Source organism: Citrobacter werkmanii, from assembly GCF_008693645.1.
Classification (GTDB): Bacteria; Pseudomonadota; Gammaproteobacteria; order Enterobacterales; family Enterobacteriaceae; genus Citrobacter; species Citrobacter werkmanii.
In genome coordinates, this window is the sequence record NZ_CP044101.1 from 3,634,839 (window position 1) to 3,654,752 (window position 19,914).

The following is a 19,914-nucleotide window of genomic DNA, read 5'->3' on the forward strand; positions in this document are numbered from 1 at the left end:
CGGTTATTTATTGATGGTGATGTTGCTGATCGTCCTGATTATCTTCGACGCTCTGGCTAATGCTCATCACTTGTGCCGCGAAGCTGGCTGCTTCATGCGAAGAGGATTGATCCGCTGCAGAATGCGGCGCGTCACTCTCATCGCTGCGGGCGTCGTCCATGCCTGCAACGACGCTGCGGCTACTGGTATCCACCGTAAAGGCGATATCCTGACGTTCGCTATTCCCGGCACTGTCCTGCGTGCGCAATACCAGAGAATGTGGGCCATCCTCCAGCGCCACAGGCACGTCGAACTGCGTAGAGCCAGACGGCGAAGGCACCAGCGGATGCGTGACACCGTCCAGTTCAACGCTGGCATGGGTAATGCTGGCGTCCAGGTTGAACTCAAAGACCGGATGCGACGACTCCACTTCTATGGTGTCCCTGGTGTCCTGCTCGCTACTGTACAGACTGCTGCGTAGCGACACCGGGTCATCGGTTCCAACATCCACATCGTGCGTCACGGTGCTGGTGTTACCCGCCACGTCGGTAATGGTGAAGGTAAGCTGATGCTCGCCCTGCGCCACATCCTCAAGCTGGAGATTCCAGTTACCGTCTTTATCCACGTTTGCCGTCAGCACATCGCCATTATCCAGTGAAACGCTAACCTGGGCTCCCGCTTCGCCATGCCCGCTAAACGACAAGGTTGACTCATCGGTCTGCCAGGTTTGTTCCTGGCTACTCGTACCATCGAAAGTCACATCAAAATTATCGACATGGGTATCGACCGTGAACTCAACCGACTGGCTGGCGGTATTACCTGCCGCATCGCTGACATTCACCACCAACGTCCAGGTGCCTTCAGCCAGCGCCTCTTCAGGTGTCCAGGTCCAGTGGCCTGATTCATCCTGCGTGGCGCTGTGGGTTTCGCCGTTTATGGTCACCGTTACGGTAGTTGCATCAGGATCAATGTTACTCAGGATAAACGTTGGGGTGTCGTCCTTAGTAATGTTGTCCCCTGAGGCACCGCTATCGCTGCCCGCATCCAGGGAAACTGTCGGCGTGCTGACCGTGGTGTCGATGGTGTAATCCAGGGACGCATCCGCGCTATTGCCCGCCGCATCGGTCACGGTCACCACTAACGTTCCGCTGCCGTCCGCCAGCGGGGTGTCCGGCGTATACGTCCAGTTACCCTGCTCATCCTTGGTTGCGCTGTGCGTTTCACCGTTCAGCGTCACCATCACTGACGTGGCGTCCGGGTCGATATTACTCAGGATAAAGGTTGGCGTCGTATCCTTCGTCAGATTATCACCCACCGTACCACTATCGCTGCCCGCATCCAGGGCGATCGTCGGCGTGCTGATAGTGGTGTCGATGGTGTAATCCAGGGACGCATCCGCGCTATTGCCCGCCGCATCGGTCACGGTCACCACCAACGTTCCGCTGCCGTCCGCCAGCGGGGTGTCCGGCGTATACGTCCAGTTACCCTGCTCATCCTTGGTTGCGCTGTGCGTTTCACCGTTCAGCGTCACCATCACCGACGTGACGTCCGGGTCGATATTACTCAGGATAAAGGTTGGCGTCGTATCGCTGGTGATATTATCCCCTGCCGTTGCGGTGTCACTGTCCGTATCCATCATTACTGTTGGTGTGCTTAGCGTACTGTCAATGGTGAAATCCAGTGAAGATTCCGCAGTGTTACCTGCGCCATCCGTGACTTTCACCTTCAGGGTCCAACTACCGTCTGACAGCGCAGTTTCCGGCGTATACGTCCAGTTACCCTGCTCATCTTTGGTTGCGCTGTGCGTTTCGCCATTCAGCGTCACCATCACCGAAGTGACATCCGGGTCAATATTGCTCAGGATAAAGGTTGGCGTCGTCTCATTCGTCAGGTTGTCACCGACATCACCGGTATCGCTGCTGGCATCAAGAGCCACCGTCGGCGTACTGATACTAGTGTCAACGGTGAAATCCAGGCTGGACTGCTTAGTATTCCCTGCCGCATCGGTTACTTTCACCTCAACGGTCCAGTTACCGTCTGCCAGCGGGGTTTCCGGCGTATAGATCCAGTTACCCGAAGCGTCTTTGGTCAGGGTTTGCGTATTGCCGTTTAAGGTCACCTCTACCTTCGTCACATCAGCGTCAACGTTAGTCACGACAAACGTCGGTTTAACGGTTTGCGTGATGTTATCGCCCACCGTGCTAGTATCGCTTGCCGCATCCATGGCGATGACCGGCGCGCTGAGCACAGTATCAATAGTAAAGCTAAAGGATTGCGTTGCGGTATTTCCTGCCGCATCCGTTGCGCTCACCTGAACGTCACATTCGCCGTCACTTAGCGGAGTTCCCCATGTTACGGTCCAGACGCCATCGCTGATCTTCGTTGCCTGCACCGTCGTTCCATCAATCGTTACGCTCACCGCAACGACATCCTTCTCGATGTTACTCAAAACCAGCGTCGGGGTTGAGTCATTGGTCAGGTTGTCGCCCAGCGCACCACCGTCTGAGGACACATCCAGCGCCACGGCTGGCGTCGTGAACATCACATCAAGGTCGACAGGCACGCTGATATTGGTGGCAGAATCCTCTGCCTGAATGCTGACTTTACCGCCATCAGGATAGTTAATCGCGGTACTCCAACTGCCGGAGCTGTTGACATTAACCGTGGTGATAACGTTGCCGGACTCATCCTTGATAACAATGGTCGTTCCCGCTTCCGCCTTGCCTGAGAGGATCCACAGGTTCCCCTCTTCGTTCCAGGAAGAGATCTCTACCGTTGGCGTATTTGGCGCAACGCTATCGACCAGAATGTCATGGTTAATGGTTTGGGTATTGCCGGCAGTATCTTTAATGGTGAAGGTTAAATTGCTGGTCCCTTCAGGCAACGCGCTGGCCTTGATGCTCCAGGTGCCATCGGCGGCAACTGTGGTGGTAGCCACCACCATCCCTGCCACCATCAGGGTGACAGTAGCCCCCGCCTCACCGACGCCATTAAAGACAGGCGTGCGGTTGTTAACTACCCATTTATCGGCCGAACTGTCTTTGTCGTCCTGCACGTTGGCGGTGAACTGGCTGATGGAGGTATCAATCACTATCGTGAAGGTTGAGACGGTACTGTCGTTCCCCGCGCGGTCTTCTGAACTCACCTGGACGGTCCATGTCGCATCGCTAAGCAACATAGGATTAACGTTTACGCTCCATTTTCCTGTACCGTCTGCCCAGACGTTGCTAACGGTCATTCCATTAATTTTGACAGTGACATAGCTGTTAGCCTCAGCCATACCGCTCAGCTTAATACCTGCAGAAATATCATTGATGTAAATCGTACCATCAACGGTGTGGTCAGCGACGCTCTCTCCGTTAATATTGTCCAGCGTGACGGGAGTATCGTTAACCGTATCGATCGTGAACTTCTGATCGCCAGTGGAGGCCGTATTGCCGGCGGCATCGGCAATATCAAAGCGGATGGTATGGCTACCGTCGTCCAGCGCTTGCGGAACGGTATATTGATAATTTCGCCCGGAGATCGTGATGGTTTCCACATACTTACCATCAATATAAACCTTGACGGGCTGACCCGTTTCACCGTTGATCTGGAACGTCGGCGTCGTTCGGGCGGTAACATAATCGTTAGAGTAGAGGCCACCATCAGGATTCATTTTATCCAGCTCAATCCAGGTGCTGGTATCGACCGTAACCAGAATGCGTGCCGACTCTGCGGTATTGCCCGCCGTATCTTCCGCCACTACGCGGATGGAATATTCACCGTCAGCCAACGTAGTTGGGTATTGCCACGTCCAGTTGCCTTCGTCATCCGCCGTTACCGTTGCGACCGTTTTTTCATCCACCAGAATAGAAATCGTCGCCCCCGGCTCTCCCGTACCATGGAAGGCTGGCGTATTGTCGCTGGTTATGTTGTCATCCAGCGAGCCTGAGTTAGACGCGTCATCCAGGTTGATGGTCGGGTAATCGGTATGGCTATCCAGCGTGAAGACAAATGGATCGCTGGTCTGGCTGTTTCCGGCCACATCCGTGATCTGTACCGTCAGGCTGTACTCGCCATCATCATTGAGGATCAGCGGTACCGTCCAACTGCCATCAGCCGCTACGGTAACCTGGCCTGCCGCGACGCCATTCAAATAGACGGTAATCGTAGCGCCGCTTTCACCGGTACCTGTGACACTCAGCGCTTTACTATTGGTCAGGTCCGGCAGCGTATCGACGCTAAAATTGTCAACTACGGTATCAATAACAACGGTAGTCGTTGCACTGGTTGCGGTATTGCCTGCCGCATCCGTCGACACCATTTTAATATCATAAGAACCGTCGGCGCTTTCCGGCATCGTCCAGCTCACTGTCCCTGCCGCATCGGCGGTTACCGTGGCAACTTTTTCGCCATTGACATAAACATCGACCGTCGCATTAGGATCGGTGACTGCCGTCAGGGTTGGCGTAGTCACTTTGGTGATGGCGTCCAGCGTGTCCGCACTGTTGGAATCACGACTCAGGACTACGTCAGTGATGCTATTTTGCGTATCGCGGGTAATATCGATATTTTTGGAGACGGTATTGCCAGCAGCATCGGTGGAAGTCACCACAAAGGTTTGCATCCCCTCCTGCAGCGTAATTTCCGTACTCCATGCACCATCGCTCTCCACGGCAATGGTAGCCAGAATCTCGCCCTGCGTATTGGCGATCGTAACGGTTGAGCCCGCTTCTGCGGTACCGTCAAGGTGAACGCTGGTTTTTTGGGTGATGTTGTCGGTATCGCTGGTGCCGGTATCATCCGTATCGCGTAAATCAACGGTCAGTGGCGCAATATAGGTATCGAGAACAAAACTCTCCGGGCCGAAGGTTTCTGTGTTACCCGCCACATCTGTTACCGAGAAGCTAATCTCATGCTCTCCGTCAGCGCCAATGTTTGTAATCGATGCCAGCCATTTACCATCACTGGCGGCAACCGTTTCCACCACTACACGACCGTCAATCATCACCTTGATATGCGCGCCGGCTTCAGAGATTCCGCTCACTACCGGGGTATTGGTGTTCAGATACCCTTCATCATTTAATCCGTTAATATCCCAGTCAAGAGGAACCACATGCGTGTCAATGACCAGACTTGCAGGGTCAGATTTTACCTCCTCCCCGTTGTTCGGGTTAATGACGCTCACCTCTATGCTGTAGGTCCCTTCAGCCATTTCTGGCAGGTTAAAGTTGTAGCGTCCGGTTGAGTCCGTTGCCGCGGTACCAACCACCTCACCGTTAACATAGATCGTCACGGTGCTGCCCGGCAGCGATGTCCCGGTAATTGATGGCGTCGTATCATTAGTGACAAAGTCACCAATGGAGCCGCTATCCGATGCGGTTTGTAGCTGCAGTGTCGGTGGATCGACGTCGATCAGCGGAATGATAAAGGCGAAGTTAGTGGCATCAGAGACGTTACCCGCTTTGTCGGTCGCGACGACGCTAATAATATGATCGCCAGAGTTAATGGCGCTCGGCGGCGTCCATGACCATGTTCCGTTGCTGTCCGCCACAACACTGGCGACAGTAACGCCATCAATACTTATCACCAGCGTCGATCCTGCTTCCGCAGTACCGCTGAATTCTGGCGCCAGACTTAAGGCTTCATGGTTATTCCCGGGATCGGACTCGCTCAATGCAACACCCGGCGCGTTAACCACTGTATCGATAACAAAATCAATGTTGCTTGCCTGGGTGTTTCCGGCCTTATCGGTCGCGGTAACCGAGATGGTATAGTTGCCATCAGTCAAATCACCCAGCGTAATAGACCAGGTCCCGTCCGAGGCAGGAGAGATCGTTTGGGTCTGAATCGCATTACCGCTCTCATCCAGCACGGTCACCACTAGCGTTGCGTCTTTGTCCGTCAGACCGCCGAACGTAGGTGACGTATCTTTGGTGATTTTATCCGTCTGCGAAGAGCCTGTATCAGAAGAGGCCAGCAGCTCCACCGACAGCGCAACGTGTGTGTCAATGGTAAAATTCATGCTGCTTTCAGCGGTATTACCGGCTTTATCCGTAACGGTCACTTCTGCGGTGTAGTTACCATCCGCCAGATTGGCTGAGGTAACCGTCCATTCCCCAGCTTCATTTTGTGTCGCCGTATATTTCGCACCGTTTATAACAACAAACACGGTATCAACATCGTCCGGCACGCCGGAAACTATGAACGTCGGCTGCGTATCATTGGTTAACGAATCACTTGAGCTATCGCCAGAATCACTGGCGCTATCCATCGAAATGGTTGGCTGCGGGATCTGAGTGTCAATCGTAAAAGTCAGGGTCTCTGTCTGGTGGTTGCCCGCGACATCGACCATCTCCACGGTGGCGGTGTAAGTACCATCCGCTAGCATGTCAGCGGTATAAATCCACTCGCCCTGGGCGTTTTTCTCCAGCGTCTGCGTGTGCCCATTGAGCGTGACGGTGACGGAGGTGAGTTCCTCCGCCGCGCTAATCTGGATACGCGGCACTGAGACGTTAGTCAGGTTATCGGTGGTATTCTGCCCGGTATCATCCAGCAGCAGCACGGCAGGAGAGTCAACCACCGTATCAACGGTAAAGTTATAGGTTGTCGATGCGCTGTTACCCGCATTATCCGTAAAGGTCACGACCACGCTATATGCGCCATCCGCCAGGCTTTGCGGTACCTGCCAGCTCGTTGTCGACGGATCCAGTGACAGCGTCGTGTCACCAAGAGTTACCGTTATACTGGCGATATCGGCAGGTACGCCGCTGATACTGATAACCGGTTTCGTCACGTTGGTGATGTTATCATCAGTGCTGCCGCTGTTGCTGCCATTATCCAGCGCCAGAACCGGTGCCGAGCAAATGGTATCAACGGTAAAGCTCATTGAGGATGATTTGGTATTGCCTGCATCATCTTCAACCTTAACAGTTGCGGTATAAGTTCCATCCGGGAGGGCATCAGCATCGGGTAACTGCAAGCCCCATACTCCATTCTTTTCCGTCGCGTTATAGGTTTTATTGTTGATAGTGACAGTGACGCTATAAGCATCGCTATCGATATTATCGAGCGTGAAATATGGCGTCGTATCGTTGGTTAGGTGATCGTTTGACAAGGTCCCCGTATCACTTGCAGCCGCTAAATCGATTGTTGGCGTGCTAAGGGTGGTATCCACCACAAATTTGAGTTCAGTGCTGGCGGTGTTACCCGCTTTATCCACTACTGAAACGTCGAGAGTGTAGTTGCCATCTGCCAGTGCCGGAGCCGAGTAGATCCAGCGGCCGGACTCATCCTTCGTCAACGAAGTCACCGTGCCGTTGAGGGTAACGCTCACCGATTCCACATCCGCCGGAACGCTGATTTCAAATTCAGGGGCATTGCTCTTCGTTATGTTATCGCTGTCGGAATATCCCGTGTCGTCACCGACGACAAAGTCCACCGATACCGACGTTTGCGTATCAATGGTGAAGGTCAGCGGAGTTTCTTTGGTATTTCCGGCGTTATCCGTCACCGTGGCAATTAAGGTGTAAGTGCCGTCTGCCAGCGCTTCATCCGGCGTAAAACTCACCGGCTGACTGGTCAAATCCACAGGAATATCTTTGCCGTTCAGGTTCACCGTCAGACTATAAACATCTTTATCCAGCGAACCAAACTCAAACGTCGGCTGGGTATTGTTAGTGTAATTATCGGCGGAGCTGCTGCCGCTGTCGTCCTCGTCTTTAAGATCCACCGTCACAGGTGTAAGCGTTGTATCGATAGTAAAGGTGAAAGTTTCCTGGGTTGTGTTGCCCGCTTTATCCATCACGTTGACGACAATCGAATGCTCACCATCGGTCAACGCCGAGCTGGCGGTGTAGGTCCACTTGCCATTGGTTTTCGTCAGCGTCTGGGCATCACCGCCGTCCAGTGCCACCGAGACATGCGTAACATCTGCGGCAACGCTAATATCAAAGCTTGGGATGGTATCGTTCGTTAAATGGTCATCCGAAGAAAAACCGGTATCATCAGACATGGTAATCTGATCGATTGCCACCGCGGTATCAATGGTAAAATCGAGATCGGACGTCCGTTCGTTCCCCGCTTTATCGGTTGCCGTGACCGTTATCGTATAGTCCCCATCGGCCAGTTTAGGAGCCAGGAATACCCACTCGCCGTCGGCATTTTTGGTGACGTCATAGTCGACACCGTTCAGGGTGACGATAACTGAATAGATATCACCATCAACATTGTTGATAACAAATTCGGGCTGCGTTTTCGACGTCAGATTATCGTCGTCGCTATCACCCGAGTCGGATGAGCTGCTGAGATCGATAGTTGGCGTCGATAATGTAGTATCTACTGTAAAGGAGAAGGTCTGCGTTGAGGTATTTCCCGCCCGATCCTGCACTTCCAGGATCATTTTATGATTGCCATCCGAAAGTGCCGATGGAGGCGTAAAGCTCCAGTTACCGCTGCCATCCTGCGTCAGCGTAATCGGCACCCCATCAAGCGTAATGACGGCATGCGTCACGTCGCTGTCCATGTTGCTTATCAGGAACGTGGGCTTATTGTTACTCGTCAAATGATCGGTAGCGTCATAACCCGTGTCATCACCCGCGTCGAACGCAATAGTCGGTACGGAAAGCTGGTTATCAAAGGTGATCGTTTTCGTGTCGCTGGTGGTGTTCCCTGCGGCATCTTCAACGGTAACGGTCAGCGTGTAATCTCCAGCGACAGAGAGTATCGGCGAGGTGACGGTCCAGTCACCGTTGGCATTTTTCACCACGGTACAGGCAAGACCGTTAATCGTTGCCGTCAGGCTGACGACATCATCAGAGGTGGTGACGTTAAATATCGGTTGGGCAGCATTCGTGATGCCATCGGAGGACGAATCCCCAGTATCTGTCGTCAGAGTGATGGAATTAATATCCACCGAGGTATCCACGGTGAAATCATATGTCGACGTTCTTTGGTTTCCTGCTTCATCAGTAACGCGTACATCCAGCGTATATTTCCCTTCAACAAGGGCGGTTTCTGGAGTATAGGTCCAACTGCCATCCGCTTGTTTCTTAATGGTTGTCGTCGCGCCGTTCAGCGTCACTTCGATGCTGTAAACATCTGCCGGCACATTGCCTAGTTCAAACGTAGGTTTTGTGTCGTTGGTAACATTGTCGCCTACCACACCACTGTCATCCGCCGCCATCATCTTGACGGTGAGCGGCTCCAGGGTGGTGTCAATGGTGAATGTTTGCGCGCGATTCGCCGTATTGCCTGCGTCATCCGTAACGGTCACCGTAAGCGTATATTCACCGTCCGCAAGGGCAGATGGCAGAGTCACCACCCACTTCCCTTCCTGGAAAATGGCATCCTGAGTCAGTGAGCCTATGCTGACAGTGACAGCATGCGCATCAGCAGGCGCGGTGATCGCAAACGTTGGGGTGGAATCGTTGGTCATCCAGTCGTTTTGCACGCCGGTATCACTTTGCAGAGTAATACCGTCCACGCTGGTGGAGGTGTCAATGGTCACGGAGAGTGAGGTCGTCTTTTCATTACCTGCATCATCAACAACCGTCAATTGGGCCTGCCAAATCCCATCCGGCAGATCGGCGGGAACGGTAAAGGTAGCACTGCCATTTTCAACCGTAATAGGCCATGTCTGACCGTTAATCGTCAGTGAAACGCTGACAACGTCGCTATCGATATTGCCGATCACAAACGTTGGGCGCACATCCTGAGTGACATTATCTGAATCACTGTGCCCCGTATCGCTATCGCTTGAAAGCTGCAGCGTCGGCACAGAAAGGGTCGTATCAACCGTAAAATTGAGATCTTTATTACTGGTATTACCCGCTTCATCTGTTACGGTAACCGACACAGTATGTGCTCCATCGGCGAGCACCGCGGTGGAAAAATGCCACTTTCCATCGGTCTGCTTAGAAGCTTCACCAGCCGCTTTACCATCAATCATTATGCTGACATGCGTGACATCATCCGGCACGCCGATCGCAAACTCAGGTGTATTCACATTGGTTTGGTTATCGGTAGTGCTTGAACCGGTATCATCCAGAAGCACGATAGAGTCGATGTGAGTGACAGTATCTATTTCAAACCTGGCAGCGTCAGAGGTGCTCTGATTACCCGCCATGTCTTCAACCGTGACCGTTATCGTATATTGCCCATCGTCCAGCGCAACCGGACAGGCCCAGGCTCCGCTTTCGTAGGTTTCACTGTCCAGTGTCCAACTATCTTTATAGCTGCCATCGCTACTCACAATCGCTATCGTAATCGTATTGACGTCATCAGTATCCACGCCACTAATCTGGAATTGCGGCTTCGTCTCATTAGTCAGCCCATCGGTCTGGCTGTCACCCGAATCAGATACCGTCGCAAGTTCGACTGTCGGTTTATCGACAATGGTATCGATAGTAAAGCTAATCTTACTGTCAGCACTGTTACCTGCCACGTCAGTCACCGTCACAGTTGCAGTGTAACTGCCATCTTGCAACTCATCAGGTAGGGTGAAAGAAGTACTCTTGCTCAGATCTATTGTGTAGTGCTGCCCGGTGCTCAACGTCAGGGTAATAGTGGCGACATCGTCCGGAATATTGCTGAACTTAAACGTCGGTGTTGTGTCCGCAGTATAATTATCTGTCGAGCTCTCTCCCGTGTCAGACGTCTTATCCAGCACAATATTGACTGGCAGAACCTCTGTATCCACCGTGATAGCCAGCGCCGCCGAGGTCGCGGTGTTGCCGGCGTCATCGGTCACCTGCACGCTGATGCTGTAGTCGCCGTCCGCCAGTTCCGGGGCGGTAAAGGTCCACTTGCCCTCAGCCTTCACGGCGTCATAGGCGGTGCCGTTGATAAGAACCTGCACCTTCGTCACATCCGCATCGATATTCCCCAGCGTAAAGGCTGGCGTGGTGTCGTTCGTGATGTTGTCGCTGTTGAGGCTGCCGCTGTCTGACGCATCCGCCAGATCGATGGTCGGCACCGACAGCGTGGTGTCCACCGTAAAGGTCAGGATGGCCGAGTCCGCGGTGTTGCCCGCCAGATCGGTGACGGTGGCCACGATGGTGTGGTCGCCGTCGGCCAGCGCGGCGCTGTCAATATGCCACTGCCCGTCCGCGGCCTTCGTCGCCGCCACCGGGGTGCCGCCGTCAATGCTCACCATCACGCTGACGGCGTCGTTCTCCGTGGTGATGGCAAAGCCCGGGGTGGTGTCGTTAGTCTGGTTGTCGCCGGGGGTACCGGTGTCGTCGCTCAGGGCGATCACCGGCGCCGCCAGGCTGGTGTCCACCGTCACAGCCAGCGCCGTGGAGGTCTGCACGTTCCCCGCGTCGTCGGTCACCTGCACGGTGACGCTGTAGTCCCCGTCCGCCAGTTCCGGGGCGGTAAAGGTCCACTTGCCCTCAGCCTTCACGGCGTCATAGGCGGTGCCGTTGATAATGACCTGCACCTTCGTCACGTCGGCGTCGATACTGCCCAGCGTGAACGCCGGCGTGGTGTCGTTCGTGATGTTGTCGCTGTTGAGGCTGCCGCTGTCTGACGCATCCGCCAGGTCGATGGTCGGCACCGACAGCGTGGTGTCCACCGTAAAGGTCAGGGCGGCCGAGTCCGCGGTGTTGCCGGCGAGGTCGGTGACGGTGGCCACAATGGTGTGGTCGCCGTCGGCCAGCGCGGTGCTGTCAATATGCCACTGCCCGTCGGCGGTCTTCGTCGCCGCCACCGGGGTGCCGCCGTCGATGCTCACCATCACGCTGACGGCGTCGTTCTCCGTGGTGATGGCAAAGCCCGGGGTGGTGTCGTTAGTCTGGTTGTCACCGGGGGTACCGGTGTCGTCGCTCAGGGCGATCACCGGCGCCGCCACGCGGGTGTCCACCGTGATGGCCAGCGCGGTGGAGGTCTGCACGTTCCCCGCGTCATCGGTCACCTGCACGGTGACACTGTAGTCGCCGTCCGCCAGTTCCGGGGCGGTAAAGGTCCACTTGCCCTCAGCCTTCACGGCGTCATAGGCGGTGCCGTTGATAATGACCTGCACCTTCGTCACGTCGGCGTCGATACTGCCCAGCGTGAACGCCGGCGTGGTGTCGTTCGTGATGTTGTCGCTGTTGAGGCTGCCGCTGTCTGACGCATCCGCCAGGTCGATGGTCGGCACCGACAGCGTGGTGTCCACCGTAAAGGTCAGGGCGGCCGAGTCCGCGGTGTTGCCGGCCAGGTCGGTGACGGTGGCCACAATGGTGTGGTCGCCGTCGGCCAGCGCGGTGCTGTCAATATGCCACTGCCCGTCCGCGGCCTTCGTCGCCGCCACCGGGGTGCCGCCGTCAATGCTCACCATCACGCTGATGGCGTCGTTCTCCGTGGCAATGGCAAAGCCCGGGGTGGCGTCGTTAGTCTGGTTATCCCCTGCCGTACCGGTGTCGTCGCTCAGGGCGATCACCGGCGCCGCCACGGTGGTGTCCACCGTCACAGCCAGCGCGGTGGAGGTCTGCACGTTCCCCGCGTCGTCGGTGACCTGCACCGTGACGCTGTATGTCCCGTCCGCCAGTTCCGGGGCGGTAAAGGTCCACTTGCCCTCTGACTGCACGGCGTCATAGGCGGTATCATTGATAAGAACCTGCACCTTCGTCACATCGGCGTCGATACTGCCCAGCGTGAACGCCGGCGTGGTGTCGTTCGTGATGTTGTCGCTGTTGAGGCTGCCGCTGTCTGACGCATCCGTCAGATCGATGGTCGGCACCGACAGCGTGGTGTCCACCGTAAAGGCCAGTGAGGACGTCGCGGTGTTGCCGGCGAGGTCGGTGACAGTGGCCACGATGGAATGGTCGCCGTCGGCCAGCGCGGTGCTGTCAATATGCCACTGCCCGTCCGCGTCCTTCGTCGCCGTCACCGGTTTACCGCCGTCGATGCTCACCATCACGCTGACGGCGTCGTTCTCCGTGGTGATGGTAAAGCCCGGGGTGGTGTCGTTAGTCTGGTTGTCGCCGGGGGTGCCGGTGTCGTCGCTCAGGGCGATCACCGGTACCGCCACGCGGGTGTCCACCGTCACAGCCAGCGCGGTGGAGGTCTGCACGTTCCCCGCGTCGTCGGTCACCTGCACGGTGATGCTGTAGTCCCCGTCCGCCAGCTCCGGGGCGGTAAAGGTCCACGTCCCGTCCGTCAGTGTCGCCGGGTAAGCCGTCCCGTTGATCAGCACCTGCACGCTGATCACGTCGGCGTCGATACTGCCCAGCGTGAACGCCGGCGTGGTGTCGCGGGTGATGTTGTCGCTGTTGCTGCTGCCGCTGTCTGACGCATCCGCCAGATCGATGGTCGGCACCGACAGCGTGGTGTCCACCGTAAAGGCCAGTGAGGACGTCGCGGTGTTGCCCGCCAGGTCGGTGACGGTGGCCACAATGGTGTGGTCGCCGTCGGCCAGCGCGCTACTGTCAATATGCCACTGCCCGTCCGCGTCCTTCGTCGCCGCCAGCGGCTTACCGCCGTCAATGCTCACCATCACGCTGACGGCGTCGTTCTCCGTGGTGATGGTAAAGCCCGGGGTGGTGTCGTTAGTCTGGTTATCCCCCGCCGTGCCGGTGTCGTCGCTCAGGGCGATCACCGGCGCCGCCACGCGGGTGTCCACCGTCACAGCCAGCGCCGTGGAGGTCTGCACGTTCCCCGCGTCGTCGGTCACCTGCACCGTGACGCTGTACGTCCCGTCCGCCAGTTCCGGGGCGGTAAAGGTCCACGTCCCGTCCGTCAGTGTCGCCGGGTAAGCGGTGCCGTTGATCAGCACCTGCACGCTGGTCACGTCGGCGTCGATACTGCCCAGCGTGAACGCCGGCGTGGTGTCGCGGGTGATGTTGTCGCTGTTGCTGCTGCCGCTGTCTGACGCATCCGCCAGATCGATGGTCGGCACCGACAGCGTGGTGTCCACCGTAAAGGCCAGTGAGGACGTCGCGGTGTTGCCCGCCAGGTCGGTGACGGTGGCCACAATGGTGTGGTCGCCGTCGGCCAGCGCGCTACTGTCAATATGCCACTGCCCGTCCGCGTCCTTCGTCGCCGCCAGCGGCTTACCGCCGTCAATGCTCACCATCACGCTGACGGCGTCGTTCTCCGTGGTGATGGTAAAGCCCGGCGTGGCGTCGTTGGTCTGGTTATCCCCCGCCGTGCCGGTGTCGTCGCTCAGGGCGATCACCGGCGCCGCCACGCGGGTGTCCACCGTCACAGCCAGCGCCGTGGAGGTCTGCACGTTCCCCGCGTCGTCGGTCACCTGCACCGTGACGCTGTACGTCCCGTCCGCCAGTTCCGGGGCGGTAAAGGTCCACGTCCCGTCCGTCAGTGTCGCCGGGTAAGCGGTGCCGTTGATCAGCACCTGCACGCTGGTCACGTCGGCGTCGATACTGCCCAGCGTGAACGCCGGCGTGGTGTCGTTCGTGATGTTGTCGCTGTTGCTGCTGCCGCTGTCTGACGCATCCGCCAGATCGATGGTCGGCACCGACAGCGTGGTGTCCACCGTAAAGGTCAGGGTGGCCGAGTCCGCGGTGTTACCGGCGAGGTCGGTGACAGTGGCCACGATGGTGTGGTCGCCGTCGGCCAGCGCGGTGCTGTCAATATGCCACTGCCCGTCGGCGGTCTTCGTCGCCGCCACCGGCTTACCGCCGTCGATGCTCACCATCACGCTGAACGCGTCCGGATCGGTGCTGACAGTGAAGCCCGGCGTGGCGTCGTTAGTCTGGTTATCCCCCGCCGTGCCGGTGTCGTCGCTCAGGGCGATCACCGGCACCGCCACGCGGGTGTCCACCGTCACAGCCAGCGCCGTGGAGGTCTGCACGTTCCCCGCGTCGTCAGTCACCTGCACCGTGACGCTGTAGTCGCCGTCCGCCAGTTCCGGGGCGGTAAAGGTCCACCTGCCCTCTGACTGCACGGCGTCATAGGCGGTGCCGTTGATAATGACCTGCACCTTCGTCACATCCGCGTCGATACTGCCCAGCGTGAAGGCCGGGGTGGTGTCGCGGGTGATGTTGTCGCTGTTGCTGCTGCCGCTGTCTGACGCATCCGTCAGATCGATGGTCGGTACCGACAGCGTGGTGTCCACCGTAAAGGCCAGTGAGGACGTTGCGGTGTTACCGGCGAGGTCGGTGACGGTGGCCACAATGGTGTGGTCGCCGTCGGCCAGCGCGGTGCTGTCAATATGCCACTGCCCGTCCGCATCCTTCGTCGCCGCCACCGGGGTGCCGCCGTCAATGCTCACCATCACGCTGACGGCGTCGTTCTCCGTGGCAATGGCAAAGCCCGGCGTGGCGTCGTTGGTCTGGTTATCCCCCGCCGTGCCGGTGTCGTCGCTCAGGGCGATCACCGGCGCCGCCACGCTGGTGTCCACCGTCATGGCCAGTGTGGTCGAGTTAGCGGTATTACCCGCATTGTCGGTGACGATAACACTGATGCTATAGTCGCCGTCCGCCAGTTCCGGGGCGGTAAAGGTCCACTTGCCCTCTGACTGCACGGCGTCATAGGCGGTGCCGTTGATAATGACCTGCACGCTGATCACGTCAGCATCGATATTGCCCAGCGAGAATGTTGGCGTGGTGTCCCGGGTGATGTTGTCGCTGTTGAGGCTGCCGGTGTCTGACGCATCCGCCAGATCCAGCGTAGGGATAGAAACCTGGGTATCAATGGTGACCTGAATTTTTTCTGATGTCGCTGAGTTGCCGGCGACATCTGTTGCCGTGATATAAAAAATGTAGCTTCCATCGGTCAACGCCTGCGATCCCGTGAAGCTATAAGACCAATTTCCGTTAGCATCCGCGCTGACTTTCCCGATGGCCTTCCCGTCCTGATAAATAGTGATGCTGGAATAAGCCTCGGCTGAACCAGAGAAAATCGGGGAAGCGTTATTGGTAATGCGATCGGCATCACTTATGCCGCTATCGCTATCAAGATGGATTGTGGGTGTTTCCATCGTACTATCGACCACAATATCCAGCGTGGTCGAGTTTGCGCTGTTGCCGGCGGCATCTGTTGCACGTACAACGACGGCATGCTCGCCATCAGCTAAGCTCGCCTCTTCCGGGATACGATAGTTCCAGACGCCATTTTTATCAGAGACAACCTGACCGACTACGGTACCATCAATAAAGATCTCGATCGTCGCGTTGGCTTCAGCCGTTCCGGTTAACAACGGCTGCGTTTCCTTGGTGATACCATCATCATTCGACGATCCCGTATCTGAACCCGTGTCTAATTTAAGCGACGGCGTGACGGTGACGGTATCAATGACCAGATCGTAACTACTGCTCGATGTGTTCCCCACCTCATCCTGAGCCTGAATAGTCAGCGTATAATCGCCATCGGAAAGCGCCGGATTAGGGTCATATTCGAACTGCCAGTTGCCATTAGCATCAGCCTGGGTAGTGCCCACGGCTTTACCGTCAACCGTCACTGTAATGGTGGCGTATTTTTCAGCGGTCCCGTCAATTGTTAAATTATCATTTTGCCGGGTGATCCAGTCAGTCTGGCTTATCCCCGTATCATCTTCAGCCTGCAACGTGGCAACCGGTGACGTCGTGCTGGTATCGACAGTGAAAGTACAATCGGCAGATGATGGAGAAACGTTTCCCGCAAGGTCAGTCGCATAAGCCACTGCAGTATAGCTACCATCAGCCAGATCGCTTGGCAAGGTAAACGACCAGATACCATCGTGGTTTGCCGTCACCGTGCCACAGGCCTTGCCATCAATATAAATCGTCACCGTACTGCCCGCTTCTGCTGTACCGGTAAAGGCTGGCGTGGCGTCGTTTGTCAGAATATCGCCTGATTTTGAAACGGTGTATTTATCCAGTTCAATATCGGGCGATACGGGAGCAACCGTATCAATAGTATATTCGTAGCTGAAGGTTTGCTGGTTGCCCGCATAATCGGTTACGGTGATTGAGAGTTCGTTCAGCCCTTCTGCAGAGGCCTGCGCCAGGTTAAAGCTGAAATTACCACTCTGTGAAGCATCAATTTCAATCTTTTCCCCGGTCGTCAGGTTAGTGATCACAATATGACTATTTGGGTCAGTTTTACCGGTAAACGCTGGATAAATATCGTTGGTATAATTGTCCCCGGCAACTCCGCTGTCTGACTGGCTAGCCATTGCCAGTGTGAATGCATCAATATCGGTATCGACAGTCACATCTATTTGTGCGGTTGAGGTATTACCCGCACGATCGGAAGAGACCACTTCAAAAGTATAAATACCATCAGCGGTAATTTTATTTTCCGGCAGTGTATATTGCCAGTTCCCCATGGAATCCACGCTGATATCGGCCACTTTGTAGCCATTAAGATATAACTCGAGCGTTGAGTTCGGTTCAGCATTACCATGCAGAGAAGGCGTTTTATCATTAGTCAGGCTATCGGTCGAGGACATCCCCGTATCACTGGATTCATCAAGAATAATAACGGGTGTTTCTGGGGGAATCGTATCCAGCGTAATAACGCCGGTCGTTGATGCCGTGTTTCCCGCTTTATCCGTAGCATCAATCTCAATATTATTAATGCCTTCATTTAATTCTGAACCACTAAACTGATACGACCAGGCGCCATCAGAATCTACGGTGACTGTGGTAAGCAGAACGCCATTGGCATAGATAGCAACCTGCGATCCTGCTTCGGCTTCACCAATAATTTTCGCATCGGTAAAACGGGTAAGATTTTCACCCTCAATGCGATCGGCTGCAGGAATGGCGTACTGATCGTCGAGTTCGAAAGTGGGAGCCGCGATGACGGTATCAATGGTTACGATAATTTTCGCGCTACCGCTTCCCCCCTGCCCGTCCGTCACATCGACCTGGACGTTGTGTTGTCCGTCAGCCAGCACCGTGCCGCTATTGAATGAAAAGTTGCCCATCGCATCGGAGGTCGTGACGGCGACAACCACACCATCAATGCGCAGTGAAACTGTCAATCCGGGATCGGTAGAACCAACAAACTGCGGCGTGGTGACGTTGGTAATATTATCGTTTTTTACCCCAGAATCACTGCCGTCATCAAGCTTAAGAGCCACATCAATAGGTTTTACGTCGATGGGCGTTTCATCAGATTCTGATGAACTTGAAGAACTGGACGAACTGGATGAGTAATCAGAGAAAACGAGTCGACTGGCCTCAGCCACAGAGTCATCGTCATATTTCTTATGGTAAAGGCTGGCATCCAGTTGCTCTTCTCCCTGGTTATGAGAGGCTGCGCCATTTTGGCCATTGCTCTGCGCTTTATCATTGAGGAACTCCTCAAGCTGCTTTTGAACTTCTGCAGAAGCTTTTTGCGCCTCTTCAGCTTCAGCACGCATTTTTTCTGCTTCATGCTTCAGATCAGCAGCCTCTTTTTTAGCTTCCTCAAGGTCTTTCGCATTAATCTCGCTGATTTTATTAATATTATCTTTCAGCACGCGATCCTGACGCTGATCTGATAGTGCAGAGTCAAGCCGTTCAAGTTGAAGATTGCTTAAGTCGATCGTTTTCAGCAGTTGCTGACCTGAAACATCCTGCCCCTGGAATTTGAAGTGAACGTGGTTATTTTCAAGGCTTGAATAAAGAGCACCGTTAATAACGTTAACCACCACATTACCCGGAAAAATAAATTTAAAGTCGGTCCCACTAATGACGACTTTGGCACTATCCATAGCACCATACTGCTGTAAGTCGACAATTGAATCATTGCTTGCAAAAATAGTATTACTCATATTATCACCCTGAATTAATGAGTTGATTTACTGTCAGTGATGACCGGCTCACTGAAAACTTGTTGAAGGCCACGCAGCAATGGCGAGGCAAGGTATTTTAATATGCTGTGGTTACCTGTAATAATGAAAGCATCTACCGTCATTCCAGGTTTGATAACATCCCGTTCTTTTGTACCGATAGTGAACTCTACGATAGCTTTGTAATACCTCACCGTATTTCCATTAACCGTATCTTCGTAGGAGTCAGGGCTGATTTGCTCGACTACACCGGTATAAGGTTTTGAACCCGAGAGAATAAATGAGAGAATTTTCACGTTAACCGAACCACCAACATAAATTTGATCGCGATCTTTAGGTTGAATTTTTACTTCCGCGAGCATTTTGGTTGACATTGGTTTAATCTCAAACAGCGAGTCAGCAGCCTGTATCACACCGCCTTTGGTGAAGGCATTTTTGTTAATTTGATAAATCACGCCATCAATGGGCGATCGGACGCGAGATTCTTTCATCTGCTTTTGTAATACACTCATGGCAGAGTCATTAAGCGCAGCTTCATGTTGAGCATCGACCAGGTTTTTCGACAAGGTATTACGAAAAGTAAAGACATCATCATTAATTTCGCTATGGATCACCTTTATCTCTTCTGATTTCGCTACTACCTGGCTTTCAAGATCGATAAGCTCAGACTTGAGACGCTCTGCTGCCTGTTTTTTTGCCAACAGAGTGGTATAAGAACTGATCCCCTTTTTAACCAAAGGAGAAAGAAGATTAACCTCTTCCTGAACAAGCATTAGCTCGCTGTTCTTGCTGATTTTAGAAATACCTAAACGCTCAATTTCAGAATTGAGGCTGTTGATTTTATTATCCTTCGTTTTGGTCTGGCTAATTAACAATTGTATATTACCAATCAAGTCCTGATTCGTGATATTGCTAATATCAAAGAGAGTATAATCCTGCCTCCAGGCCAAAATGGACATCATTTCTTTGATATATAAGGCAAGATAGCGGTGCTGAGCTTGGGTACGTTCGTTTTCTTTCTGAATGTCAAAGTTTGATGTTTCGGCAAGGACCTGACCTTTGGTAACAAAATCCCCTTCCGCGACATGAATCGCATCAATCGTTCCACCTTTAGAGAGAGAAACGACCTGAGTATTATCCTTGGTGATAATGACACCGCTGCCATGTACGACCGAATTTATCTTTATCAGGCTAAAAAGTAGGAGTATGACGAGGGTCATCACGACGATGACCATCATCAGATGGTCACA

Annotated in this window: 2 protein-coding genes; both read right to left on the reverse strand. The window is 54.6% G+C overall.

The genetic code is table 11. The features are described from left to right. Positions 1-7 precede the first annotated feature (7 nt). Positions 8-18,646 (reverse strand): Ig-like domain-containing protein, encoded by an 18,639-nt coding sequence (locus FOB24_RS18225; RefSeq protein ID WP_150345283.1) that lies wholly within the window; start codon positions 18,644-18,646, stop codon positions 8-10. A gap of 14 nt (positions 18,647-18,660) precedes the next feature. After that, on the reverse strand, positions 18,661-19,902 hold the full coding sequence (locus tag FOB24_RS18230) for an HlyD family type I secretion periplasmic adaptor subunit (RefSeq protein WP_159121833.1): 1,242 nt from the start codon (positions 19,900-19,902) through the stop codon (positions 18,661-18,663). Between the last annotated feature and the right edge of the window lie 12 nt (positions 19,903-19,914).

Coding starts and splice junctions, on each gene's coding strand:
- FOB24_RS18230 (WP_159121833.1), bottom strand. CDS start 19,902: ATGATGGTCATCGTCGTGATGACCCTCGTCATACTCCTACTTTTTAGC.
- FOB24_RS18225 (WP_150345283.1), bottom strand. CDS start 18,646: ATGAGTAATACTATTTTTGCAAGCAATGATTCAATTGTCGACTTACAG.